Origin of the sequence: Sphingopyxis sp. (assembly GCF_016793825.1) — a bacterium.
Classification (GTDB): Bacteria; Pseudomonadota; Alphaproteobacteria; order Sphingomonadales; family Sphingomonadaceae; genus Sphingopyxis.
In genome coordinates this window covers 161,294-184,490 of the sequence record NZ_JAEULM010000030.1, presented here as the reverse complement: position 1 = coordinate 184,490, position 23,197 = coordinate 161,294, and the positions used below count along the sequence as shown (strand labels likewise).

33 protein-coding genes and 1 tRNA gene are annotated in these 23,197 nt (G+C 62.6%); 14 read left to right on the top strand and 20 right to left on the bottom strand.

The annotated features are described in order from the left end of the window. Nucleotides 1-51 precede the first annotated feature (51 nt). The 7 genes from JNM03_RS09665 to JNM03_RS09635 all read left to right on the top strand — a co-directional run bounded on the left by JNM03_RS09665 (nucleotide 52) and on the right by JNM03_RS09635 (nucleotide 6,381). Entirely contained in the window at nucleotides 52-378 is a 327-nt protein-coding gene (locus JNM03_RS09665) for a hypothetical protein (RefSeq protein WP_294036241.1), read from the top strand. A 3-nt stretch (nucleotides 379-381) separates the two neighbouring features. Beyond that, on the top strand, nucleotides 382-765 hold the full coding sequence (locus tag JNM03_RS09660) for a hypothetical protein (RefSeq protein ID WP_294036240.1): 384 nt from the start codon (nucleotides 382-384) through the stop codon (nucleotides 763-765). Nucleotides 766-768: 3 nt separating this feature from the next. After that, on the top strand, nucleotides 769-1,659 hold the full coding sequence (locus JNM03_RS09655) for a hypothetical protein (protein WP_294036239.1): 891 nt from the start codon (nucleotides 769-771) through the stop codon (nucleotides 1,657-1,659). After that, entirely contained in the window at nucleotides 1,659-1,952 is a 294-nt protein-coding gene (locus tag JNM03_RS09650) for a hypothetical protein (protein ID WP_294036238.1), read from the top strand. Before JNM03_RS09655 ends, JNM03_RS09650 begins: the two co-directional genes overlap by 1 nt. A 151-nt stretch (nucleotides 1,953-2,103) precedes the next feature. Further along, nucleotides 2,104-2,703, top strand: a complete 600-nt coding sequence (locus JNM03_RS09645) for a hypothetical protein (RefSeq protein WP_294036237.1) — start codon at nucleotides 2,104-2,106, stop codon at nucleotides 2,701-2,703. Between the two features lie 76 nt (nucleotides 2,704-2,779). Continuing rightward, nucleotides 2,780-4,111: a hypothetical protein gene (locus tag JNM03_RS09640; protein ID WP_294036236.1), complete on the top strand. Its 1,332-nt coding sequence runs from the start codon at nucleotides 2,780-2,782 to the stop codon at nucleotides 4,109-4,111. Next, nucleotides 4,108-6,381 (top strand): sialidase family protein, encoded by a 2,274-nt coding sequence (locus JNM03_RS09635; RefSeq protein WP_294036235.1) that lies wholly within the window; start codon nucleotides 4,108-4,110, stop codon nucleotides 6,379-6,381. Before JNM03_RS09640 ends, JNM03_RS09635 begins: the two co-directional genes overlap by 4 nt. Here JNM03_RS09635 and JNM03_RS09630 read toward each other — a convergent pair. Then, the gene (locus JNM03_RS09630) at nucleotides 6,334-6,861 is read right to left on the bottom strand and encodes a PEPxxWA-CTERM sorting domain-containing protein (protein ID WP_294036234.1); all 528 of its coding nucleotides are present in this window, start codon (nucleotides 6,859-6,861) and stop codon (nucleotides 6,334-6,336) included. The genes JNM03_RS09635 and JNM03_RS09630 overlap by 48 nt on opposite strands. Nucleotides 6,862-6,969: 108 nt before the next feature. On the opposite strand from JNM03_RS09630, the gene JNM03_RS09625 reads away from it, so the two are divergent. Then, entirely contained in the window at nucleotides 6,970-7,203 is a 234-nt protein-coding gene (locus JNM03_RS09625; RefSeq protein ID WP_294036233.1) for a hypothetical protein, read from the top strand. Nucleotides 7,204-7,347: 144 nt separating this feature from the next. Here the strand turns inward: JNM03_RS09625 and JNM03_RS09620 are convergent, their stop codons facing one another. The 17 genes from JNM03_RS09620 to JNM03_RS09540 all read right to left on the bottom strand — a co-directional run bounded on the left by JNM03_RS09620 (nucleotide 7,348) and on the right by JNM03_RS09540 (nucleotide 15,388). Further along, the gene (locus JNM03_RS09620; protein ID WP_294036232.1) at nucleotides 7,348-7,686 is read right to left on the bottom strand and encodes a hypothetical protein; all 339 of its coding nucleotides are present in this window, start codon (nucleotides 7,684-7,686) and stop codon (nucleotides 7,348-7,350) included. A 23-nt stretch (nucleotides 7,687-7,709) separates the two neighbouring features. Then, on the bottom strand, nucleotides 7,710-8,420 hold the full coding sequence (locus JNM03_RS09615; RefSeq protein ID WP_294036231.1) for a hypothetical protein: 711 nt from the start codon (nucleotides 8,418-8,420) through the stop codon (nucleotides 7,710-7,712). Then, entirely contained in the window at nucleotides 8,417-8,755 is a 339-nt protein-coding gene (locus JNM03_RS09610) for a hypothetical protein (protein WP_294036230.1), read from the bottom strand. The genes JNM03_RS09615 and JNM03_RS09610 overlap by 4 nt, the downstream gene beginning before the upstream one ends. Before the next feature lie 92 nt (nucleotides 8,756-8,847). Next, nucleotides 8,848-9,039, bottom strand: a complete 192-nt coding sequence (locus tag JNM03_RS09605; RefSeq protein ID WP_294036229.1) for a hypothetical protein — start codon at nucleotides 9,037-9,039, stop codon at nucleotides 8,848-8,850. A gap of 3 nt (nucleotides 9,040-9,042) precedes the next feature. Then, a complete protein-coding gene (locus tag JNM03_RS09600; protein ID WP_294036228.1) occupies nucleotides 9,043-9,396 on the bottom strand; it encodes a hypothetical protein in 354 nt (117 codons plus the stop codon). Between the two features lie 91 nt (nucleotides 9,397-9,487). Next, complete coding sequence (locus tag JNM03_RS09595; protein ID WP_294036227.1) at nucleotides 9,488-9,943, bottom strand: hypothetical protein; 456 nt, start codon at nucleotides 9,941-9,943, stop codon at nucleotides 9,488-9,490. Between the two features lie 94 nt (nucleotides 9,944-10,037). Further along, nucleotides 10,038-10,505: a hypothetical protein gene (locus JNM03_RS09590; RefSeq protein ID WP_294036226.1), complete on the bottom strand. Its 468-nt coding sequence runs from the start codon at nucleotides 10,503-10,505 to the stop codon at nucleotides 10,038-10,040. An 83-nt stretch (nucleotides 10,506-10,588) separates the two neighbouring features. Further along, complete coding sequence (locus JNM03_RS09585; protein WP_294036225.1) at nucleotides 10,589-10,813, bottom strand: hypothetical protein; 225 nt, start codon at nucleotides 10,811-10,813, stop codon at nucleotides 10,589-10,591. Beyond that, nucleotides 10,813-10,992: a hypothetical protein gene (locus JNM03_RS09580; protein WP_294036224.1), complete on the bottom strand. Its 180-nt coding sequence runs from the start codon at nucleotides 10,990-10,992 to the stop codon at nucleotides 10,813-10,815. Before JNM03_RS09580 ends, JNM03_RS09585 begins: the two co-directional genes overlap by 1 nt. Then, the gene (locus JNM03_RS09575; protein ID WP_294036223.1) at nucleotides 10,989-11,189 is read right to left on the bottom strand and encodes a hypothetical protein; all 201 of its coding nucleotides are present in this window, start codon (nucleotides 11,187-11,189) and stop codon (nucleotides 10,989-10,991) included. The genes JNM03_RS09580 and JNM03_RS09575 overlap by 4 nt, the downstream gene beginning before the upstream one ends. 582 nt (nucleotides 11,190-11,771) lie before the next feature. Next, complete coding sequence (locus JNM03_RS09570) at nucleotides 11,772-12,206, bottom strand: hypothetical protein (RefSeq protein WP_294036222.1); 435 nt, start codon at nucleotides 12,204-12,206, stop codon at nucleotides 11,772-11,774. After that, nucleotides 12,199-12,453, bottom strand: a complete 255-nt coding sequence (locus JNM03_RS09565; protein WP_294036221.1) for a hypothetical protein — start codon at nucleotides 12,451-12,453, stop codon at nucleotides 12,199-12,201. Before JNM03_RS09565 ends, JNM03_RS09570 begins: the two co-directional genes overlap by 8 nt. A gap of 152 nt (nucleotides 12,454-12,605) precedes the next feature. Continuing rightward, nucleotides 12,606-12,968 (bottom strand): hypothetical protein, encoded by a 363-nt coding sequence (locus tag JNM03_RS09560; protein ID WP_294036220.1) that lies wholly within the window; start codon nucleotides 12,966-12,968, stop codon nucleotides 12,606-12,608. Further along, nucleotides 12,961-13,419 carry a hypothetical protein gene (locus JNM03_RS09555; RefSeq protein ID WP_294036219.1) on the bottom strand — a complete coding sequence of 153 codons (459 nt, stop codon included), beginning with the start codon at nucleotides 13,417-13,419 and terminating at the stop codon, nucleotides 12,961-12,963. Before JNM03_RS09555 ends, JNM03_RS09560 begins: the two co-directional genes overlap by 8 nt. 170 nt (nucleotides 13,420-13,589) lie before the next feature. Beyond that, entirely contained in the window at nucleotides 13,590-13,769 is a 180-nt protein-coding gene (locus tag JNM03_RS09550; RefSeq protein ID WP_294036218.1) for a hypothetical protein, read from the bottom strand. Continuing rightward, complete coding sequence (locus JNM03_RS09545) at nucleotides 13,759-13,968, bottom strand: hypothetical protein (RefSeq protein ID WP_294036217.1); 210 nt, start codon at nucleotides 13,966-13,968, stop codon at nucleotides 13,759-13,761. The genes JNM03_RS09550 and JNM03_RS09545 overlap by 11 nt, the downstream gene beginning before the upstream one ends. 544 nt (nucleotides 13,969-14,512) lie before the next feature. Further along, entirely contained in the window at nucleotides 14,513-15,388 is an 876-nt protein-coding gene (locus JNM03_RS09540) for an N-formylglutamate amidohydrolase (protein ID WP_294036216.1), read from the bottom strand. A gap of 141 nt (nucleotides 15,389-15,529) precedes the next feature. Here JNM03_RS09540 and cpdR point away from each other — a divergent pair, with 141 nt between their 5' ends. Continuing rightward, on the top strand, nucleotides 15,530-15,907 hold the full coding sequence (gene cpdR, locus JNM03_RS09535; protein ID WP_294036215.1) for a cell cycle two-component system response regulator CpdR: 378 nt from the start codon (nucleotides 15,530-15,532) through the stop codon (nucleotides 15,905-15,907). Nucleotides 15,908-15,978: 71 nt separating this feature from the next. After that, nucleotides 15,979-16,053, top strand: a tRNA-Val gene (locus tag JNM03_RS09530). Between the two features lie 339 nt (nucleotides 16,054-16,392). Here JNM03_RS09530 and JNM03_RS09525 read toward each other — a convergent pair. Then, on the bottom strand, nucleotides 16,393-17,184 hold the full coding sequence (locus JNM03_RS09525; RefSeq protein WP_294036214.1) for an SDR family oxidoreductase: 792 nt from the start codon (nucleotides 17,182-17,184) through the stop codon (nucleotides 16,393-16,395). A 97-nt stretch (nucleotides 17,185-17,281) separates the two neighbouring features. On the opposite strand from JNM03_RS09525, the gene JNM03_RS09520 reads away from it, so the two are divergent. The 4 genes from JNM03_RS09520 to JNM03_RS09505 all read left to right on the top strand — a co-directional run bounded on the left by JNM03_RS09520 (nucleotide 17,282) and on the right by JNM03_RS09505 (nucleotide 22,269). Further along, a complete protein-coding gene (locus JNM03_RS09520) occupies nucleotides 17,282-18,148 on the top strand; it encodes an alpha/beta hydrolase (protein WP_294036213.1) in 867 nt (288 codons plus the stop codon). Nucleotides 18,149-18,193: 45 nt separating this feature from the next. Next, nucleotides 18,194-18,919: an energy transducer TonB gene (locus tag JNM03_RS09515; RefSeq protein WP_294036212.1), complete on the top strand. Its 726-nt coding sequence runs from the start codon at nucleotides 18,194-18,196 to the stop codon at nucleotides 18,917-18,919. Nucleotides 18,920-19,050: 131 nt separating this feature from the next. Beyond that, nucleotides 19,051-21,528 carry a TonB-dependent siderophore receptor gene (locus tag JNM03_RS09510; protein ID WP_294036211.1) on the top strand — a complete coding sequence of 826 codons (2,478 nt, stop codon included), beginning with the start codon at nucleotides 19,051-19,053 and terminating at the stop codon, nucleotides 21,526-21,528. Between the two features lie 57 nt (nucleotides 21,529-21,585). Further along, entirely contained in the window at nucleotides 21,586-22,269 is a 684-nt protein-coding gene (locus JNM03_RS09505) for a Fe2+-dependent dioxygenase (RefSeq protein WP_294036210.1), read from the top strand. Here JNM03_RS09505 and JNM03_RS09500 read toward each other — a convergent pair. After that, nucleotides 22,266-23,195 carry an FAD:protein FMN transferase gene (locus tag JNM03_RS09500; RefSeq protein WP_294036209.1) on the bottom strand — a complete coding sequence of 310 codons (930 nt, stop codon included), beginning with the start codon at nucleotides 23,193-23,195 and terminating at the stop codon, nucleotides 22,266-22,268. The two genes, JNM03_RS09505 and JNM03_RS09500, sit on opposite strands and share 4 nt — an antisense overlap. Between the last annotated feature and the right edge of the window lie 2 nt (nucleotides 23,196-23,197).

Here is a 23,197-nt window from a genome sequence, read left to right as displayed (position 1 = left end):
GATCCGCGCGGCGGACGCAGCGCTCAACCAGCTTTATGAGGAGCAGTTCTGATGCCGCATCCGCCAAAGGCTCAAGCTGATCGTGGGCCGGACCACGCCATCTTTTTCGTCCTCTTGTTCGCGTTGGCCGCAGCGCTGCTCACCGGATGCACCTCGACGCCGACCGTCGTCAGGGACCGCGTCGCCACGGTTTCGGTCCCTGTCATCCAGAAATGCGCCGCCGACCGTCCCGAGCCCGTCACGCCACTGCGCGATCGGATCGACGCCGCGGCGTGGGACGCGCTGTCGCTGAAGCAGAAGGCCGAGACGTTCGCCGCGCAGGGGCTGCGGCGCATGAGTTACTCAGCGGCGCTGAACGCTGCAACGTCGGCCTGTTGATCCATGCCCGCAACCCCCGAGCGGATCGGCTTCATCACCCAACCGTACCGTCTCGCGCTGACGGCCGTCGATGCCACGGTCGAGGCGGCCTACGGCGACCTTGCGCGCGAGACAGTCGCTGACGCGCCCATAGAAACGCAGTTCGATGACATGGACGACGCGCAGGCGATGGCTGACGAACGGCTGGCGCTGCTGAAGGAAGAGCGCGGCCGCTATCAGGCCGGACTGCCCAACGCGCTGAAATTCGGGATAGGGCTCGATTATTCGCAGTCCACGCCAACCGGGACCGTCATTGATCCCGAGCGCGCCACCAACAAGCCGGCGCTGGTTACCGACATCAATCTGGATCTGCGGCGCGATATCGTGACGCTCGGCATGTGGGGTTAGGGAATGATCGAGAAGCCAATCTTTGTGCTGCCGATCGACCTTGGCACGATCGCGACGGGAAACGAGCGGGCCGAAGCGCCTGCGATCCATCTGAACGAGCATGACAGCCCCGGCCTTGTCTGGCGCACGAATGGCGCAAGCAACGCCTGGGCTCGCGGTCAGAAGACAGCGGCCGAGACGATCAGCTTTGCCGCAGTGCTCGATGCCAACGCCTTGCCCGGCACCAAAATCCGGCTGCGGCTGGGCACCTCGCAGGCTCAGGTTGACGGCTCTGCGCCCTATGACAGCGGCGCGGTCGATTTCATTTGGCCTGCGGTGACGCGCGAGAACGGACTGTATCACACCCATCTGCGCTTCGATGCGATCGAAGCGACGTGGTGGCGCATCGATATCACCGGCCACACCGGAGATTTCGAGGCAATGAGCCTGATCCTCGGCAAAGAGGTCCAGACCAGCCGGTTCTACGACCGCGGCTTCGAGGAAAGCATCGACGACCTAGGGTCGATCGACTTCGCCCGCTGGGGGGTGGCGATGGAGACCGACGGTTTCGGCCTGCGTACCAAGAATTTCAAGCTGTCGTGGGTCAGCGAGGCAGAGTTCGCGGCCAATTTCCGCAAGATCATGATGCAGGGCAAGCGCGGGCCGGTCTTCCTGCTCTTCAACCCGGAAGAGACCGCCCAGCGTCAGGAAGAGTACTTCTTGGGCCGCTTCTCGCAGCCACCCTTCGCGCAGAACAGCCGCAAGCCCGGCACCTACGCGATGGAATTTTCCATGCTTTCGATGATCCCGGCGAGCGTGACGACCGCGATCGTCGTGCCCTCTGACGGCGGCGATATGGATTTCAGCGATGCCGACATGAGCGGCTTGCTCACTCTGATTTTGGAGGATGTTTGATGGCGAATTTACAAATCACGAGATACGCAATTGCCGCCGGCGGCCACCTGACAAGCTTCGGTATTCTCGGCGGTCAGGACGGCAACCGCGAAGATTTGGTGATCGGCGCGGAAGCGCACACGACGGACTTTAGCGCCTACACCGTGGTCAGGCTGATGCCCGAAGCTGACTGCGTCATCCGAATCGGTTCTTCATCGGTCGCGGTCGCCACACAAGGCGAGACGCTGAAGGCCGGCATCCCCGAACCCCGCTACGTCAAGGAAGGCGAGCGCATCTCCGTGATCGCGCCGTGATCCGCCGGCTGGCGATCGGCTTTGGGCTCGGCTTCCGGCTCGCGTTCCAGCTCACCAAACCACCCACACCCGCCCCGACATTCGAGGGCACCTTGGACTTCAGCAGTGACGTCCAGAGCGGGCTCTTGGCCCTGATTATGGAGGACTTTTAATGGCTACCATGAACGTCAAAGACGCCGGCGGATCGACCGTTGCCGTCGAGAAGCCGAACGCCAACGGCCGAGCAAGCGCAGCCAACTCGCGGCCCGTCGCGCTGTCCACGGAGGACAAGGCTGCGCTCGACGCGGTGGCGAGCCAGACGACCCTCGCGGCCATTCTGGCGAAGCTGATTGCCGCCCCGGCGACAGAGGCCAACCAAGCGACGATCATCGGTCATGTCGATGGGATCGAAGGTGCATTGGCGTCGATCCTTGCCAAACTGCTGGCCGCGCCTGCGACCGAGGCAAAGCAGGACAGCGCGATAGCAGCTATCGCCACCATCGGGACGCGCGCGTATGGAGCCGCCGCCACCCGGCTCGCTTACAACGGAACCAGCGCACAGAGCGCGGCCATAACGGCCACCGAAGTCTTGCTCCACAACTGCGGCACGGCTCGTTGCTATGTTAAGGCAGCGTCCAGTCCGACAGCCACGGCAAACGATATTCCGATCGAGGCGGGCGAGAAGTTCCATCTTCGGATTACCTCGGGCCACAAGATCGCGGCGATCCAGGACAGCGCCGGCGGCAATCTCAACATCATCCCGGTGGCGTAAGATGTTGGTCCGTCCTGGCCGGATCGGAAGTCCGGGATCAACATCGAGGCGGATCACCGCCCCAACGGCACCAAGCGTGGAGATCACGGCTCCAACGCTCGCGCTTGCGGTCGGACCAACGACTTATCCGCCCGAGCTTGATTGCAGTCTCGATGAAACTGTGCTCGTCGGAGATACTCTCGTCCTCGAATGGGCCGGCGATGTCCGCTTCAGCAGCATTGTCGGTACAGCCTCCAATACCATCGATAGCGGCGAAGCCTCAGCGCACGCGGCGTCGTTTGCTGGCCTGTCAGACATCACAAGTGGGACGCATTATTTCCGCGCGCACGTCGAGCGCAGCGGCAACGACCCTTCCCCGAACTCGAGTGTCGTCATTCATGGCGAAGCAGAGGACGCAACACCCGCTGCGTTCAGCTTCACCGATGTGAACAACGTGACGGCGGGCAGCACGCAAACCTCCGCAGAGGTGACGCCGACCGGGTTTAACGTGCCGGTGGAAATCACGGTGTCCGGTGGATCTTATGCGATCGATACAGGCGCGGGCTATGGCTCATTCACGACGAGCGCTGGCACTCTTTTCCCAGGTGACAAAGTCAAAGCGCGGCACACGGCGAGCGCTTCGCCTGCGACCGTCACCAACACAGTTGTCACGATTGGCGGCGTCAGCGACACCTTCACTTCGACGACCGCATCATCGTTCACCAACCCGACCGACGATCCGACGGCTGTACACTGGTATGATGCCAGCAACGAAACGACGGGTGTAACCGGAACCGGCGCTTCGCTGTCGCTGCGCGATCTGATCGGCACGCATCACCTGACGACTGACGCCGGCAACGCGCCGGTGACGGGCGACGCGAGCAAGGACGTCAACGGCCTCAACACGATCTATTTCGATGGGACGCGCAAGCTGTGGGTGCCTGCCGCGAATGGCATCGTCTTCCCCGAGAACTTCCACCTTTTCCACGTTTGGTATCATGACCCCAGTGCCTACATCGGCACACAAATCTTGTGCATCGGGGACTATAGCGACAGCAATCCGCTCCTATCGATCGGCGACGGCGGTGGCGGCTCCGGCATCCTCCTTCGTGTCACCAACACGGGGATGGGGTTCACCGGATTCAACCGCACAGCGGGCGCGCCAAGCACCGGGGTCCACATCCTTGAGGTGTGGGCGACCGATAATGCGACGCTTAGCATCAGCCTCGATGGTGAGGCGAAGCAGGACGCGCCGGGGATCTACACCGGCTTTGGCGGCGCTCCTGTTTCGCTCCAATTCTTCAACAGGGCGGGACTCGCCGAATGTTCGGGCCGGGCTTGCGAGACCATAGTTTGCAACGCACCGCGGACAGGCGGCGAGCGCGCGCAAATCTTCAACTATCTCAAGACGAAGTGGGGAACCCCATGAGGAACGGCGGCACAATCCTCGGCGGATCGAAATATGAGCGCGTGCGCCTTGGCGGCGGCGGATATGTCACCGGCCTGCGCATCGCGGGCACCGGCAATCAAAAGGTTCTGGTTTGCCGCACAGATACCTGCGGCGGCTATATCCGCGGGCCGAACGATACCGAATGGCGCCTCTTGCTTCAGGCAGAGATCAACATCTCTGAAAGCCTGATGAAGTATAGCTACGACCGCGGCGCCGGCTGCTATGACGTTTGCGTCGCGCCGTCGAACACGAACTATGTGTACATCTGCCAGGTCGGCTATGTGTACCGCTCGCCCGATCGCGGCGCGAGCTGGGTGCGGACAACGCTTCCCGTCTATAACAATTACGGCGCCAACAGCGGTTCGCGCACCTGTAACGAACGGATGAACGTCGATCCGGCCAATCATCTTGTCGTCGGCTTCGGCCCTCCCGATGTGAGCGCCGCAGGCGGGTTCAAATACACGCTCGACGGCGGCGACACATGGGTCAGCCATCCCGACATCCCCGCGCCGCTTCAGGTGGTCAACGACAAGGATCGCGGCATGGCCGTGACCTTCGATCCTGAAAGCGGCACGACGAGCGGCAGGACGAACCACGTCTATGTCTGGTCATACGGCAATGGCATCTATCGCTCGACGACCGGCGTCAGCGGCACTTTCACGCTGATTTCCGGCTCCCCCACCGATATCGGGCACATGCTCGCCCGCAACGGCGCGCTGTGGACCGGGGGAACGTCACAGTCGAACCAGGCGCAGTTGCGCAAATGGACGCCGGGAGGCGGCTGGGCAGACGTGGCCGGCGTCACGGACACCAAGCATCTCGCCATCTCGCCCGACGGAACGAAGTTCATCAGCATGATCGGGTCCAGCGCCTATCGCGCTTCGAGCAACAGCGGCGCCAGCTTCTCCGGTCTGTGCCCAAGCGTCGGGCGGCAGGCCGTCAACATCCCCTGGCACCAGACGACGAACGAAAATTACATGTCGAATGGCGCCGTCGTCTGGGACACCGATTCCAACGCCATCTTTCTCGCCGAGGGCATCGGCTGCTGGAAGTGCAACAACCCGCCGCTCGATGGCGCGATCCCTACCTTTCTGGAAGACAGCGTCGGCATCGAAAACCTCGTGTCGATGCAGATACTCGTTCCACCGCTCAATGGCCGCATCCATTATCTGTCGCAGGACAGGAACGTCCTCACGCGCGAGCGCAGCCAGTGGAACCAGTATCCCGCCAACGCTGGGGTGACGAACGTCGAGGCGCTGGATCACGGCGGCGGCATCGATCACGCGGCGGGCGATGAAAACTGGCTGGCGGTCGTCAGTTCGAAGAACGGGCGCGGCAATTACTCGTCGAACGGCGGGGCGAGCTGGACGCCTTTCACGAACGTGCCCGCGAATGTGCTGCCAACAGGCGGACAGCCAGCGACGGGCGGCCAAGGGTTTGGCGGCAATGTGGCGGTCGGGGCACCGGGCAACGTCGTCTGGCTTCCCACCGGCAACAACATCCCCAGCTTTACCAAGGACGGCGGGGCGACGTGGGCCTATTGCAAGTTTGGCGGCGAAGTCCCCCCGAGTACGGGGATGCGCTGGCATAACCAGTACAGCTATCAGCGGCTTCAACTGATCGCCGACAAGCAGAACGCCGGCACCTTCTATCTCTACCACGTCGGCAATCAGGCTCATGACGCGGCAAGCCAACAATTTCGCGGTTTCTGGAAATCCACCGACGGCGGCGAAAACTGGACGCGCATTCGTAGTGGGCTGATCACGAGCAGCGGCGCAGGAATCGGAATCGATTATACAATTGACGCCTACAACTGCAAACTGCGGATGCCACCCGGCAAGTCGCCACACCTCTTCTATTGCCCCGGCGACGTTGACGCTGACGATACGCACGCTAACTTCGGCATTTCGTTCAGCGCCGACCAGGGCGCGACGTGGGTCGATTGGACCGGCGATATGAACGAGCCGCTGGACTTCGCATTCGGCAAGGCCGCGCCCGGTGCCGGCTATCCGGCGATCTATGCCTGGGGGGGCTTGTCCGGCGTGCGTGGTCTCCATCGGTGCATCGATTTCAATCCGAGCAATCCGACCGCAGCAACGTGGCAGACGATCGGCCGTTATCCCGGCGGCGACCTCGACAACGGAACGGTCCTTGGCGCCGACATGCAGGTGTTCGGCCTTTGCTACATCGGATTTGGGGGATCAGGTGCCTTTCGGGCGCGCTATGACTACACCTTGAGGATGAGTTGATGTTTTGCCGCGTCGCACTGCGGTGCCGATCGCGAACAACCCGAGCAAAAACATGGCCCATGTTGCCGGTTCCGGCACAGGAGCCGGGGAGAGTCGCGTGACGGAAAAATCCCTGGTCGAGGCGAGCCGGAAGCAATCCCGCTGTCCCAAAGGGCATCCGCTGATGTAGATTTCATAGGAAAGGTTCAGCGCTTTATAAGCGTCCCCGGTGAGCGAACTGAACGATCCATTGTAAAGGCCCGACGGCCCGGAGCCATAGGTGAAGGAGTAAACCGACCCGATGGGCAGTGTTTCATCCCCATCGACGGTGAACGAGAAATTCTGTGTAAAGGCTTCTGTCACATCGCAGAAGGAAAGCGTTTCACACCGTTCTGTTCCATAGATCAGTCCCGGTGCGCTTCCTGAAATCAGGAATGTCCCGGCATGGGCCGGTGTGAAAAATGTCGCTGCGAAGATCGCTATCAGAACCGCAAAACGCATGCCGATTCCTCCCCCAGCGGAGATAGAGCACGGGGTCGCGAGTCGTCCAAAGCTAAATTTTGTCCGAAATTGATACATGAGCATCGTGCCGGCGTCGGGGGACAGGCTGTGCGCGAGGAAGCGGCGTGGGCTTCGGCCTGCGCCGCTTTTTGCGTTTCAGAAGGTGGCCCGAAGCGGGCGGCCATCTTCATGTTTGAGATCGGCGATAGCGAACCATTTCACATCGTCAGTATACGGGGCAAACCTCTGGCAACGGGCTCGATCACCGCTCACCTCGATCACTTTGCGCTGAAACCCTTCCCCAGGACCGATAACCGGCCATCCGATCAGCTTTTCATGTGACATTCGGCCCTCCCCATCGCAAATCTCCCATTCCCTAATTCACAAGCATCAGCGCACAGTCGGGGCGCATTGATTAGTTGCTGTTAGTCCTGATCCCAAATTCCCCCGATACGGGTACTTGATCCGATATTTCCACGAAGGGGGTCAATCGACCTCCACGACCAGCTTCCACCCCAACCGCTTCGCCATGGCGCGCGCCTGCGGGGTCCAGTTGAAATGCTCCATCACCGCGATCTGCCGTTCAAGCTCAGGCATGTCGGCGTAGAGGATGAGCGCATTGTGCAAATTGTCCTCGCCGATGATGTCGCTGAAGTTGATGCTGTCCGCGATATAGGCGCCGCCCACGGTCTCGTAGAGGATGCCGCCGTACCAGCGGTCGCGGGCGCTTGCTGGCATGTCCAGCTCATCCAAAATTCTCCCGGTGGCTTTGATCTTCGGCCCTGCCTTCTGGCCGATGCGGATAGCGATGATTTCGTCGGTCATGTCGTTCATTCCTTCTAGGCGCATCAGGCCGCGCCAGGCCGTTTCACTTTTTCCCACCACGACACGCGACCGCGCACATAGGGCGCTTCGGGGTCTTTCAGCATGAGGCCCTCTAGACCCCTCGCCCATACCCGATTCGCCTCGTCGCGAACATCGTCTGCCGTCTCTAGCCATATGTCGTCCAGAATTTCCACGGTGCCCGGTGAGGCTCCACGGCTACCCGGCGCCCATTCCCATGCGATCGGGCTGGACGCGGCCTCACCTGCTATGGCGACGAGCCGCGCCTTGCGTTCGATCTGGCGCATGTCGCATCGCCCACGCTGCCAATCTGACAGGGGCATGGCATCGAACAGGTGGAGCGTCCCGGCATTGCCGCCGAGCTTCCATCCTGCCTCGCACCAGCGCTTGGTCGCTGCCAGCGTGCCGTCCACGACATATTCGCCGTCGAACATCATCGGCTCGCCTGCGACGCGCTCCATCAGCGCCAATCGGTGCGCGAGATGTTCAATTCCCCCGATGGCCTGCCCGTTGCGCGTCCAGAGCCTCGCCTGACCGTCCAGCCCCGCGAACCAGAGGCCGCGGAACCCGTCAGCCTTCAGTTCACCCGATATTCCGCCGATGGGTACATTGCCCGACCATCTGCCGGCGAGCTGGCAGAGGCTGGCAGGTCGATTTTTGATTTCTATTGCGCCGATGGGGGTGGCCGGTCTCGAAAGAACGCGATGGTGGGTCACGCGGCCACCTTCACCCGTTGGCGGGCGCGCAGCTGGTCCACGAAATTGTATTCAGCGTACAGCCGCCGCTGAAACTCGCGAGCGGTCAGGACGGCGCGGCGGCGCTTTGCCAGCGCGATTCGCTCGCGCTTGTCGGCCGCTTCCCCCTCTTTCATATACGCAGTGGCCGCGCGCCGCGCGTTGGCCTGCTGATCGGTCATAATGTCGAGCTGCGATTGCAGGCGCCGTGCGTAATCGCTGGCAGATGCAAGAGCGCCCATAAGCAAATCGCGCTCGCGGCGCATGGCAAGATAGGCGCGCGCGATCCGCTCGCGGCGTGCTCGGTCGGTGGTCATGGTCCGTTCCTTCAAGATGCAGGCTCATCAGCGGCACGTTGCATCAGTCGCGCCGGACCCTCCCCGATTTCACCGATGGGGAGGGTTTCGCCTTACGCCGCGCGCGCCTCGATCCGCAGCGGCTCGAAACCTTTCGCCGTGCGCACATGGTCGGCCATGATCCGAACGGCGCTGGCCTTGTCGGGCGCTACGATAATCTCGTGCGCCTCGCAAAGCGTCGTGCCGTCAATGATCCGGCGCGATTCGTCACGCCAGCGGGCGAGGCAATGGAATTGCTTTGCCATCGGTCAGGCCTCCCCCCGCGAAGCTTTGCCCATCGCCTCCACGATCGCAGCCAATGCGTCCGCCTCTTCGGCGCCGCGCGGCGGCGTGAGGGCGTCGGCTGCCTTTTGCAGGGCAGCGAACATGGCGGGCGCTGCGGTCTCCATGCGCGCGACTGCAACCGGATCGGCGGCCGTGTAATCCTCGACCAAATCGGCCTCGAACTCGGCGCGGTTAGTCTCGTCATCTATGGTAAGATGTTCGACGAACTGCCCGTGACCGGCAACAACCGTTTCGATTGCATCCTCGGGCGAATTGGCCTCCGCGACCCAAAGCTCGGTAATCGTCGCCGTCGCGATATTGCGGACAAAATATTTCATCGGTTCAATCCTCCTAGGCCAGGCTCATCAGGCAGGGAGCGGCCAGTTCCCTGCGACCGGCGCGCGGTGGCGCCGGTTTCGCCGGTGGGGGTTAGAGATCGGGGCAATATTCGCGGGCGAGTTCCCCGGCGTACCATTCGACCGCGAAGCGTAAGCCGATGAGAGCCGATACGGGCGCGCTCGGGGCTTCGGCGTCCTGATATTCGGCATAGGTCCACGCCTTGCGGCGCATCAGGGCCGAGAGGATATCTTCAGCCGTGCGATCCGGGCCGTCGCCGCTGTAGCGCTCGCGATAGGTGTAGGATTCGCCGCTCGCGTCCCGATACTCGGAAAGCGCGGCCGCAATGTCGTTGCGGTAGCGGTGGGACATTTCGAGCATGTCGGCGGTATAGATGAGGTCCGACCACCATCCGGTGTCGGTCCCGCGCATCGCATCCATGAACGCAATGCGGGTGCTTTCCTCGGTGCGGCGCCTTTTCGGCCACGCTCCCTCCTTGGCGGAATCAAGGATAGTGCGGCGGACATATGCTTTCAGGCGGTTGGCCATGACGTTCATTCCTCCTAAGCCAGGCTCATCAGGCAAGGGGCGGCTATGCCCTTGCGACCGGCGCGCGTTGGCGCCGGTTTCGCCGGAAAGGGGGTTATTCGTCGTCGGCGTTCTCTTCGATCGCCGCGCGGATTGCTTCGAAGATGCTTTCGGCCTCGCGATACCATCCGGCGGCGATACGGTCGGAAAGGCTGGCGTCATCGGAAACCATCCCCTCCCCCCGCGCCTCATCGCAATATTCGGCGCGCGCCAGATTGGACGCCAGCCACGCGAATCGGTCGGCGTCATAAACGCTAACCATCGCGTCAATGGATTCGTGCCGCCAGTCATCAAGATCGGCGTCGGCGTCATATTCCAGTGTTTCGGCGAAAGCGTCGGCCACTTCGCTCGCCATCCGATAGCAATGATCGTCGGGAAGCATCCCCCCATGCGCGTTATAGAGCGCGTCGGTCATCCAATCGGGGGAGCCATCCTTTAGAGCAAGGAACGCGTCGCCATTGTCGCGCGTGCGGCTCTCAAAGGCATTAGCGAACAGGCGAGCGGTTTCGGTAAGATTGGTCATCGTTCAGTCTTTCAAAGGCCCTGCCATCATCAGGCGCGCCGCGGGCGAGCTGGCGCACGACGCCCCGCTAGGGGGCGTTTCGGCTATGCGGTAAGCGTGGCGATTAGCTCCTCGTCAGACATGGCCAGTATTTCGGCGGGAACAGGCCCATAGAGCGCATCGGATATGGCAACGGCGTTGCGGTGATGCTGAGCGGCATAGGCCTTGAAGCGGCGGCGCGTGGCGCCCTTGCTCAGGCCAGCGGCCATGCGGGCTAGATCGGCCTGCGTTGCGCTCTCTTGCAGCATGGCCTCAAGCTGAGCGGACATTAGCGGTTCTCCTCAATCATGTCACAGCGGGGGAAGTCGCGAGCATCCATGGCCCACAGGTCGCCGCCCGAGCCCTCGCACTCGTGGCCGATTAGGGTTGGCATGGGGGGCGAGAACGAGGCCTGCAGCGAGAGGATGAGCGAAGCGCCGAACAGGGCACCGATGAGGTAGCGGCTCATGCTGTGCAATCCTCGCTCTCGGCGTCCAGCTCGTCGGCGCACGCCTCAAAGATAGCTTCTGCGATGTCGCGGGTGTCGCCCAGGTCGTCGCCTGACTGGCTCCACCCATCGGGGCCGATATGGATAAGGGATTGGAAGGGCCGGCCCTGCGCGTCGACGCGGTCAAGGGTCACGGTGATATATTCCACGCGGGTCATAATGCGTCCTTTCATACAAGGCCCCTTACGGGGGCTAGTCGGTCGCGCTTGCGACAAGGGGCAATCTATGCGCGCCGAAACAAATTGCAAGAAAAAAATGCGGGAAAACGGCAGAAAACTGCGGGTCCTACCTCGTAGAATGATAAAGAGGATGCGCTGAGGAACCGCCTTTTTGACACCGGCCCCATGTTTTCGAGCATGCTACAGTTTGTAGTTGGAGATTGACTGAAGCGAGCGCGCGAATTGCGCTTCCCGATCATTGGCGCTACTGATTTCGAGAACGCCGGTTCAATTCCGGCTCGTTGGCCGAGACTTGGTAGAGCGCGGATTCAAGTCCCGCCGTCGCTTGCGACGTTATGCCCTTCGGTAAGGGCGGCCTGGCAGTCGGGAAAGACCGGCACTTACCCCTTGCGCAATATCCTCTGCGCCTCGGCCATCCCCCGCCCCGTCAGATCGGCGTATTCCTCTCCGAATGACCCGCGGTACTTTCGGATCAGGCGCTTTTCGAGGAGGGCCGGATCCGACCTACCCCAAGGAAGCGAGCCGCCGGCGCGTGCGAGTGCGACGAGGCGGTCTTTCACGTCAGAGTTCGCCGATCTGGTTTCCCGCCCATTTGCTGGTCGGATCGGTGATAGGCAGGACGCCAGTTCCCTCGCAGACGTCGCAGCCAGCCCATCGGTCGCGCTGGCGTTCGAGATTGTGGCCCGTCCCTTCGCAAGTCTCGCAGACACGTTCCCCGTCGCGGGGGAAGCCAACATAGCCGCCTGAACGCAACTTCGGTCGCGCTCGCTCCATTGCTACCGGATCGCGCGCCTGATATGATGCTGACGGCGGGTTTGGACTGGGGGATCCCGGTTGCCCGCCAACCCCCTCAAGCTGGCGAATCCGCAGCGCTGCCTCGCGAAGCAAGCCGCAATTAACCTCAGTCAGCGCGGGCGCCTCGTCTGCCATCTCAGAGCCGTTCCAATCATAGGTGAAGCCAAGCAGGCGATCGACCAGCGTATCAGGATCACTCATCCCCACCTCCTGCGGCAGAGAGGGCGGCGCGGGCGGCAGCCATGAGCACTTGCGCGGCATCGCGGGTCGTGTCGTCGTAAACATGCCCCATCGGGTGACCGCGTACCGGATGCGCAGTCATCATCTCGAAGTGCATGTAAGCTTTCGCCAGCGCGTCGTCACCAAGGCTATGGCTGTATTGCCTGCAAGTGGGGCACGGCGCAAACCCCGCATATTGCGGTGCCGCCAGCTCGTCAGGCTTATCCATTATCGCTCTCCTGGTTGAGTAGATGGGCGTGGGCGGCTCGGACGCGCTGGATCACGAACGGGATGTGCCCATGTCGGGGGTTGTCGAGGTAGGATCGTGAACACAGCGTTTCCTCCCAAGCCTCCAATTCCTCCCGCGTCGTGAATACCGGATCACGCATGTCCCGTTCCTTGTTGGGCGAGGAGGGCGCGGGCCTTTTCGCGCATTGCACCGGGAGTTTCGTGGCAGTGCGCGATATCGTACAAGGCACCCTCCAACTCCGCCACCCGCTCCCTAAGCGCGGTGAGTTCGCTGGCGCTATGCGCCGCCGCTTCCGCAGTCGCTTGCAGGGATATTGCGAGCGGAGCCAGCTTCTCCAGTTCTGCGGCTTGCTCCAAAACCATCTCCTGCCAATCGCGAGGCAGGATGTTTTCAAGCGCCCACTCGGTCGCGACACCGTGCAGGTCACAGTTCGGGTCTTCGCCAAGAACTTCGGCGCAGGTGCAGCGCTGCGGCAGTTCGATCAGGTCAGCCATGGCGTTCCGCGCACTCCCTCGCCAGCGCGATCATCTCCTTGGTTGGTTCAGTGGTCATGGGTGGGTTCCTTCGTCGGGCGAGTTTCCGACGTCCAACAACGGCTTTCACGAAAGCCATCGCGTCCTCAAAATCGGCGTCAAATTGTTCGTCTCCGCCATTGTTCACGGGAAGCGTAATCGACACGCGACCGTAGATGCCAAAGTCGGTGGCCCAGAAAACGACACTCTCGAGAGGCTCATCGGGTTCTGGCGGAAGGGCCGCGCTCGCAATCTCAGCGGCGCGCAGCACGGCATTCGATGAGCCGCTGTCGGCTTCAAGAAAGCGGATCAGGCATCGCAACGCATCTTCCGCGTTGGCGATGCCAGCTATGCCCGAGACCGAAGGACTCGGCGGCGAAGCCGTAGCGGCGCGGGCCGCAGGCAACGCCCGCGCATCACGATCACTCATCATCAGATCCTTTTAAGATACGGGCACGGAGACTTGTTGTGGCGGCAAGAAGCTTGTCGAGCGCACGTCGATCCACGACGACAACATTGGGATCGAGACACGGTTGGTAGCTCTCGGCTACCCCCAAACGCGCCCCCTCTATTCTCTCTACCAGTGCTTTAAGGTCGCCCCGCTCACCGCTCATGGTGGCCTCCGGCGATCTTACGGATTGCATTGCGCGAAACGATGTGGCGCTCGCCGTCCTCGAATTCGATCTGGCAGCTATTCATCTTGCCGCGCGCGACGATCCGGCAAAGCTGGCCATGACGTTCGGGAAGGTTGACCCGCCAGCGCCAGACGCGATCATAGATCATGGTGGCCTCCGGTGGCTTGGGCGATGGCGGCGCGCATCGACTGGACTTGGGCTGTGCCACCCAACGCCGGGAATGCGCCGAGCAGTTTTACCGCGTATTGCAGTTGGCTAAGCAAAGCAGGTGCCGCCGCTATCAGGCGGGCGTTGGCCTCCTGTTCACCTTCGTCAATTTCCGTGTCGCAGTACGCAACGGCGTGCATATTTGGGCGCCCGTACCACTCGCAGCCATCGTCAGGGGCTAGGATTTCATGGTATCCACAGCGCTCTGTCGCGATCCAAGGCCCCGGCGTCGCCCCCGTGCGGTCATTGGTGGTCATGCTGCACCTGTGGGGGCGGGGTGCGCGAACGCCTTCAGGGCTTCGGGGGTGAAGTCGCCGGGGTCGATGTGCATCAGAGCGACCCGACCGTGGAACAGTGCTCCTAAGTTCGGTTTGAACCTTGAAGTGAGACGAATCGCGAACATATGCGATCGGAGGGGCGCAAAACCGAAATTGAGTGACGGATTCGCGCCAGTATGGCGACGATCATCGTTTTCGGGAGGCAGGGGCCGGAGGTTCGAATCCTCTCTCCCCGACCAGTATCTTTTGCAATTATCAGACCTTGTAACGCCGGCCGACAATGCCTAGATTGTCCGTACGCCGTCGTGGTTTTCCCCCTTTCCATCACGGCCAGTGCCCCGTCGCAGGACGTGGGCGCGTCCTCCCTGGACCCTGGCCACCTCGTACTCCGGTACGAGGTGGTTTTTTATTCGGCTGCGAGCGGCAGGGTTTCGGGGCGATCGCGAAACGCCACGGCATCGGCGATAAGGTCCGCAAACCAGCCGCTCAATCGCGCAAGACGCTCGACATCGGGCGACCGGTCCGGGTTGAGGTAGAGCGTGCGGTCGATTTCGATCTGTACCGCGTGAACCGCATCGGCAGGCTTGCCATGCGTACGAACGATATGGCCGCCGGCATACGGTTGATTTCGCGATATGGGCTCGCCAAGACGCGCCGCAGCCTCTGCCACCATTTCGACAAGGCCATCGCCCGCGGTGGTTCCGAAACGATCCCCGATCACTACGCGCGCGCCATGCCCCTTCTGCCCTGGCGGAATTGGCGGCATACTGTGAAGATCGATCAGTATCGCATAACCAAAGCCTTCACGCGCGGCCGCCAGTTCCTCAGCGAGAGCGGTGTGATAGGGACGATGCAGCGATTCGAGCCGCCAATGGAGTGCGGCCCGGTCGATTGGCCGCTTCCAGAGCGGTCCGCAGTCGGCCAGCCGGGTGGGCACGACGCCGAGTCCTGCACGTTCCTTGCGCCCCGGCGCCGAAAACTGCGACCTCAGTGCCGGCGCGACTTCGCCGGGTGCCATCTGCCCTTCCCCGCGGTTGCAGTCGGCAACGGCGCGAGCCCAAAGCGCCGCGACGACCGTGGCGCCCGCCTTATCGGCACCGGCGGCAATCAGATCGCACCATCCATCTTCAAGGCGCTCGAGATCCGCGCGCGCCACGCGAGCGGCAGCCAATATCTCGGGCGGATAAACGCGACCCGCATGCGGCACGGATACAACGACGGGACTTCGCCTCACGGGCCGGTTGACAGCAACAGCGGCTGGCGAGATGGTGCGACGCGACATCGCCGCAACGTGGCAAAAAAGGCGCGATGAATCCAGCGGCGCGGGAATTTGTTAAATCTCTGACGCTATACGGCGACTTTACCATATTCAGTGATGCCGACGGAACCGGCGTCACGAGGGACCAGGGGGGCGTATTTCGACATGATTCGCATTTTGCTCGCGGAAGATGATGACGTGATGCGCGAGTATCTGGCGCGGGCACTGACCAGCGCCGGCTATCATGTGACCGCGGTCGATCGCGGCACCGCGGCGGTCCCCTATATCGACTCGGGGACGTTCGACCTCCTGCTTTCCGACATCGTGATGCCCGAGATGGATGGCATCGAACTTGCGCAGCACACCGCCAAGGTCGCTCCGCAGACGCAGGTGATGTTCATCACCGGTTTTGCGGCCGTTTCCCTTCGCGCCGAGGAAAATGTGCCGCAGGCGAAGCTGTTGTCCAAGCCCTTCCACCTCAAGGATCTGGTGCGCGAAGTCGACAATATGTTCGGTCGCGCGGACCGGTCGAGCCAACAATAACGCCGCATCTCCGCGCGAAGGGCTTGCCAAGCCGCGCGGAGCCATTTAGGGGGCGCGTCACCCCAAGGGATGGGCGTGTAGCTCAGTGGTAGAGCACTGTGTTGACATCGCAGGGGTCGCAAGTTCAATCCTTGCCACGCCCACCATTAAAAAACCCCGCTTTCTCCGCGAGACAGCGGGGTTTTTTGCGTCTGTCGCCGATGGCATCCCACACAGCTCACAATCGCGTCCACTTCGGACCGATCATCTCCCACGATGGCGAGCATTTGGTGTCAGCCATACATGCGGAAGACGCTCATTTTCATCTGGCGAACCATTCGCCGGTTCGTCTCCTTCGGCGCAACACGTACACCGGAAGGCAATTGCGCCCGCTGCGGCGAGCCGCTCGCGCCCGAAGCGACCGACTGCATGGGTTGCTGGACGCAGCGTCAATGGTGACACGCCGCCGGCCCGAACAGGCTGGCGGCATTTCTTTGCCAAACGGATCAGGCCATGCCGCGGGCCAGGTCGCCGCGCGAGGCGTCGCCGATCTGACTGCCACCGTCGCAATCCAGGATCGTGCCGGTGATATAGCCGGCGGCGGGCGAACAAAGAAAGACTGCCGATTCGGCGACCTCGGCGACGTTCCCCCAGCGCTTCATCGCGATCCGGTCGTAGTGTGCCTGCCGAGCCTCGGCGCCGGGAGCGAGGCGTTTCATGCCCTCGGTATCCGCAATCGGTCCTGGCGAGATGCCGTTTACCCGAACGTCCGGCCCCCATTCGAGGGCGAGAACGCGAATGAGCTGGTTGATTCCCGCCTTTGCGGCGCAGGCATGCGCCTGAAGGGCCGAAGCGTTGATCGCCTGCCCCGCGGTAATCGCGATCAGCGAGGCGCCGGGGCGGTTCAGCAAGTCATGACAGCCGCGAAATACGTTGAAGGTGCCATTGAGATCGATATCGACCACGGTCCGAAAAGCATTCGCCGACATGCCGAGCACGGGCGCCAGAAAATTGCCCGCAGCGCCGGAGATGACGATATCCATCGGGCCGAGCTTGCCGGCTACCGTTTCCATGGCGCCACGAATCGCCGCATAGTCACGAACATCGGCGGACAGCCCGATCGCCGCGTGTCCGATCTCGTCCGCCGCGCGCTGCGCCTTGTCGGGATCGCGCCCCGCGACCGCCACCCTGGCCCCGAGTTCGGCAAAGCGTTTCGCAATCCCAAGATTGATCCCGCTCGTTCCGCCTGCGACAAATGCCGTCTTGCCCGCAAGCAGATTGTCCCGAAATGTCGTCATGCGTTTGGTGTTCCTTTCCCTTGATGGAACCGCTGTGGGGTTGACGGATCCCATTCAGTCGCCTTTTGAAACTGGACCAGACAGCAAGGAGCCGAAGATGGCAAGTGGCCCCACCTCCAACAGCTTCATCTCGCAACGGTTGAAGCTGCACTACGCCGACTGGGGCAATCGCGATGCACCGCCCCTATTGCTGGTCCACGGCGGACGCGACCATTGCCGCAGCTGGGACTGGGTGGCCGATCGGCTGGCCGATCGCTACCATATCATCGCTCCCGACCTTCGCGGACATGGCGACAGCGCATGGGCGCCCGATGGCAATTATGAAATGGGCGCGTTCGTCTATGATCTCGCGCAGTTGATCCATCAGCTCGACCTCGCGCCGGTGACGATCGTGGCGCATTCGATGGGCGGCAACATCGCGCTTCGCTATACCGGGCTCTATCCCGCCAATGTGAAGAAACTGGTCGCGATCGAGGGGCTGGGCCCTTCGCCGAAGATCATGGCCGAGCGTGCAGCGAAACCCTTTGCCGACCGGTTTCGCAAATGGATCGACGACAAGCGTCAGGCCGCCGGGCGACAACCGCGCCGCTATGCGACGCTCGACGATGCGCTGGCACGAATGGCAGCCGAAAATGCCTATCTGACGCCCGAGCAGGCCCGGCATCTGACCATCCACGGCATCAACCGCAACGAAGACGGGAGCTGGAGCTGGAAATTCGACAATTATCTGAATGTCTGGCCAATCGTCGATTTACCACAGAATGATATCGAATCGCTCTGGTCGGCCATCACCTGTCCGACGCTCCTGCTTTATGGCGCCGACAGCTGGGCCTCGAATCCTGAGAAAGACGGGCGCCTCGATCATTTCAGGACCGCAAAGGTCATCGAATTCGAAAACGCCGGCCACTGGTTGCATCATGACCAGTTCGAGCGGTTCATGTCCACGCTAGAGGCGTTCCTCTAGACCGGCGGCGAACGCGCGCGGCGAACGCGCGCCCGGGAAGGCGCGATGGTCTATACGGGACAGATTCCGGCTCGACAGCGGCTGCTCGCCAGCGGCGGTGCGCTATTTGTCGCGGTCGGCATTGGGTTGGGCCTGGCGAGCGGATTCGACCTCCCCGTGCTACGCACAGCTAGCGAGGCGATCAGTGCTATCGCCCTCCCCGCGCCGCCGTCGAACGAAAAGACGGTGCCTGATCGGACACCGCGGGAGAGACCGAGCGGCAAGGCCTCAGCCGCGAACGAATATGCGAAGGCTGCACCTGTCGTCGCGCCGCCTCCCAGGCTGCCACCACCAAAGCCGCAGGAGGTTGTCGCTGCATCAACGCCAGGATCGGGCGCGGATGCTTCCGCCGGTGCCACGCCCACGCCCGGCCCCGGTTCAGGCGCCGGGGGGCGCGGCGACGGAACGGGCGCTGGCGGTTCGGGCTCTGGAACGGGAGGTGGCAGCAAAGCCATATGGCAGAGCGGCGTGATCCGCGACCGCGATTATCCAAAGACGGCAAGCCGCGCGAACGTCGGTGGCGAGGTGGAGGTGCGCTTCACGATCGAGCCGACCGGGCGAGTTACCAGGTGCCGCGTTACGCGGTCGAGCGGCGATGCTTCGCTGGACGCGACGACGTGTCGCCTGATCGAAGAGCGGTTCCGCTTCAGGCCCGCGACGAACAGCGCGGGTGAGCCGGTCGCGAGCTCCTATGGCTGGCGGCAGCGTTGGTGGCTCGAAAGTAAGCGCTAAGGCGCCCACACCCTTTCAGATGCTCGATTGCCACAATTTGCGACATAAACGCGAACGATTATCAATATCTGTTGACACTGCGAACGACTCTCAATAGCGGCGCGGACAACCAAACCAAAAGGGGGTTATCCGTGAAAACTTCTTCCGCATCGTTCCTCGCACTCTCCTGCGTGGGCAGCCTGATCAGCGCGCCCGCGCTCGCAGCCGAAGCCGACGCCGCCCAGGACGCACCTGGCAGCCGTAACGACATTATCGTGACCGGCAGCCTCGCGACCGAGGTGGAATCGCCGAAGTCCACGGCACCCATCGTCGATACGCCCCAGACGGTCACCGTCGTGTCGCAGGAACAATTGCGCCAGCAGAATCTCCTGACGCTGCGCGACGCGCTGTCGACGATCCCGGGCATCACCTTCGGCGCCGGCGAAGGCGGCGGCGGCTATGGCGACTCGATCAACCTGCGCGGCTATTCGGCGAACAACGACCTCACCGTCGACGGCGTCCGCGACAGCGCGCAGTACAGCCGGACCGACCCGTTCAATTTGCAGCAGATCGAAGTCTACAACGGCGCAAATTCCGTCTTCAACGGATCGGGCAGCGTCGGCGGCACGATCAATCTCGTCAGCAAGATCCCGTTCGCGCGCAACGCGACGACGGTGCAGGCCGCGGTCGGGACCGACAATTACTATCGCGCATCCGTTGATAGCAACTGGCGCGTGAACGAGCTGATCGCCGTCCGCCTGAACGCGATGTATCATGAGAACGACGTTCCGGGCCGCGACGTTGAATCTTACCAGCGCTGGGGCGTCGCGCCGTCGATCACGATCGGCGTCGACAGCGACACCAGCCTGACGCTGGCCTATATCCATCAGGACGATAACAACACGCCGATCTATGGCGTCCCCTTCTTCCTCAGCACGCTCAACGACGGGCCGCTGCCCGGAGTCAACGACAGCGACTATTTCGGTATCGTCAATCTGGACAAGCAGAAGACCAAGGTCGACCGCCTGACCGCAACGTTCCGCCACGCCTTCAACGACAATATCTCGATCCGTAACCTGACCCGCTGGCAGCGCGTCGGCCAGTACAGCCAGACGAGTGCGCCGCAAGGCACCTTCTGCCTCGCCAACAACCGACAACCGGTCGGATCGTCGGCAAACGCGACGACGGGTAACGCCTGTACTGTCTCGTTGACCAACGTCGTGGATTCCGCCGGGGTATTCCGTACCAGCGCGAACCCGCTCGTCGTCACGGTGGCGCCCGGCTTTTTCCAGCCCAACGGCCCGCGCGGACTGGTCCGCGACCAGGTGAACAACCTTGTCCATAACCAGACGGACCTGACCGTCGAGAGCGGCACCGCCGGCGGCGTCCACAACACACTCGTGGTCGGCGGCTCGCTGAGCTGGGAAGACTACAGCATCACGACCGCCAGCCTTGCGCGCAACACCTTGGGTCAGGCGATCCCGCTGCCGCAGATCAATCTTGCGAACCCGGACACGGTCTACACCGGCCCGATCAATTTCACGGTCACCGCCCGATCGAAGGGGCATAGCCACAACGCCGCGATCTATGCGTTCGACACGCTGGAACTTGGCTCGATGTTCGAACTGAACGCCGGCGTGCGGTACGAAAAGAACCGCGCGGAATTCCGCAACATCCCGCTCGGAACCTATCCGCCGGGTACGACTCCGCTCACGGCGCTGCAGTTGCCGACGCAGGTCAGCGACGAGAGCCTCTTCTCGTACCGCGTTGGCGCGGTCTTCCATCCGATCGAAAACGTCAGCCTGTACAGCGCCTATGGCAATGCCAAGACGCCCTCGTCGGCGACGGTGCGCCTGGGCTGCGGCACGCTCGCCGCGACCGGTGCAGCCGATCCCTGCGCCGTCGCGCCGGAAAAGGCCCGGACCTACGAAATCGGCGCCAAGGCCGAACTGGCGAACAAGAAGCTTTTGCTTACCGCAGCACTGTTCCGCAACGAGCGCAGCAACTTCCGGACCCCGTCGAACGATCCCGCACAGCCCAATTCGCTGCAGGTTCTTGACGGCGAATCGCGCGTCGACGGCGTCGCGCTCGGTGTGACCGGAAATATCACCCCGGAATGGGCGGTGTTTGCCAACTACACCTATCTCGACAGCGAAGTGCGACAGAGCGTTTCGGACTTCTGCCTTGCGACGCCGGGAGCGACCGGTTGCGGCAACAATGCCGCTACCCCCGATCCGCAGCGCGGCGACCAGCTCATCCAGACGCCGAAGCATTCGGGAAGCCTGTTCACGACCTATGTCTTCCCGTTCGGGCTCCAGATCGGTTACGGCATCACCTATCAGGGCAAGTTCGCGACCAACCAGCGCAACCTCGCTCAGCGCACGCAGTTCATGGTCGATGACTATCTGATCCACCGTGCCTTTGTGTCCTATGACTTCAAGAACGGCTTCGTCGCGCAGCTTAATGTCTCGAACCTGACGAACGAGGACTATTACACGGGCGTCCGCAACAATGTCGGCGCGGCGACGATATCCGGCACGGGTGTCGTTGGCGGGGGCGCGGTCAGCGGCGGCTGGGCAACGCCCGGCGACGCGCGCTCGGCAGTGTTCAGTCTCTTCTATAATTTCTGATCAAGCGGGCGGGCGCGGCGATTGCCGTTCCCGCCCTTTTCAGCCTAGAAGCGGCGCATGATCCGCATCATTCCAGATATTCTCGACGCGGCAGGCGTCGCCAGGCTCCGCGCGCTGCTCGATGCCGCCGACTGGGTCGACGGTAATGAAACGTCGGGGCCCCAGGCGGCGCTCGCCAAGCACAACCAGCAATTGCCCGAATTCGGCGAAGCCGCAGCAGAGGCGGGGCGGTTTGTTCTCGACGCGCTTGGCCGCGCCCCGCTGTTCATCGCGGCGGCGCTGCCGCTCAAAATCTATCCCCCCTATTTCAACCGCTATTCCGGCGGCGAAAATTTCGGCGACCATATCGACAATGCGATCCGGATGCGGCGCGGCAGCGATTTCCGGATGCGCAGCGATCTGTCCGCTACGCTCTTTCTTGCCGACCCCGACAGTTATGAAGGCGGCGGCCTGGTGGTCGAGGGGTTTACCGAAGCGCCGGGACTCAAACTGCCGGCGGGGCACATGGTTCTGTATCCTTCGACCACCGTCCACCGCGTTGAACTCGTCACATCGGGCGCACGCGTGGCGAGCTTCATGTGGATCCAGTCGATGGTCCGCGATCAGGGCCAGCGAAACCTGCTCTTCGATCTCGACATGGGCGTGCAAGGTGCGGCGATGGCGCTCGGTCAGGGCGATGCGACGGTGGTGCGTCTGACCGGAGTGTACCACAATTTGTTGCGGCGCTGGGCCGACAGCTAATCCAGCATCGCGCGCCACTCGCGCGAACAGAATTCGCGGTCGCCCACGACCATGGTCGCCGCCAGCCCCTCCGCGTCGGCCAGCTCCATCGCCCTGTCCGGCCCGACTACTGTCAAGGCGGTCGCCCAACCATCCGCCATCATGCAACTGCGATGCACGACGGTCACCGATGACACGCCGTTGATGATCGGGCGCGCAGTGCGCGGGTCGAAGCTGTGCGAAAACTGCTGGCCATCCGCTTCGAAATTGCGCCGGTAGTTGCCCGAAGTCGCAACCGACAGATCATGCAGCGCGATGCGCCAGGCGGGACGGGAGGATGTGGGCGGCATCTCGACATCGACCCACCAGGGTTGGCCGTCGGGGCGAATTCCCTCTCCGCGCAGTTCGCCACCGACTTCAATCAGGAAATGCCGGACACCCTGGTCAAGCAGCCATTCGGCCGCGAGATCGACGCCATAGCCCTTGGCGATCCCCGACAGATCGAGCGCCGCGTGCGCGCCGCGGCGGACGCGCGACGTCCCGGCATCGAATTCGATCGTGCGGTCGTCCGGGCTGACGCTGTCCGGCGGACGAGTCACCAGCCCGTTGCTGCCGAATCCCCAAAGCTCGGTAAGTTTGCCAAGGCCGATATCGAAGGCACCATCGCTAGCCTCCGCAATCCTGGTCGCGGCCGTCATGACATGGGCCAGTTCGGGCTGCACCGCCTGCCATTGCCCGGCCGGCGCCCGATTGAAACGCGACAGATCGGAGTCCGGCGCCCATTGGCTCATCTGCGCGACGACGCGGTCGAACGCGGCCTGAAGCCCCGCCACGACATCGGACGGCGGGGACAGGACGTGGAGCGACCAGTTGGTGCCCATCGTCTCGCCCGCGAAGCTTTCGACGCCCCCGTCCGCGACGCGCGGCGCAAAGGCGGCCGGCGTCAACG